Here is a 232-nt window from a genome sequence, read left to right on the forward strand (position 1 = left end):
CTCTACCGTTGGTGGCTGGCTTGAGAGCATGGGCTTTCAAGTTATTTATGCCGTTCCGGGTATTGTGTTAGCCACGTTATTTGTGACCTTTCCCTTTGTCGCACGTGAGCTGATACCGCTGATGCAGACTCAAGGTGATAGTGAGGAGCAGGCCGCGCTTACTTTGGGTGCCACCGGTTGGCAGACTTTTTGGCATGTGACCTTGCCCAATATCAAATGGGCATTGCTCTAT

At 50.9% G+C, this 232-nt stretch carries 1 protein-coding gene; it reads left to right on the forward strand.

The window, feature by feature from the left end; translation table 11 throughout:
• A partial coding sequence (locus AAEY78_RS15140; protein WP_352340345.1) for an ABC transporter permease subunit occupies positions 1 to 232 on the forward strand: 232 nt, incomplete at both ends.

The sequence above is a fragment of the Psychrobacter sp. 16-MNA-CIBAN-0192 genome, assembly GCF_040309565.1.
In the GTDB taxonomy this organism is placed as follows: domain Bacteria; phylum Pseudomonadota; class Gammaproteobacteria; order Pseudomonadales; family Moraxellaceae; genus Psychrobacter.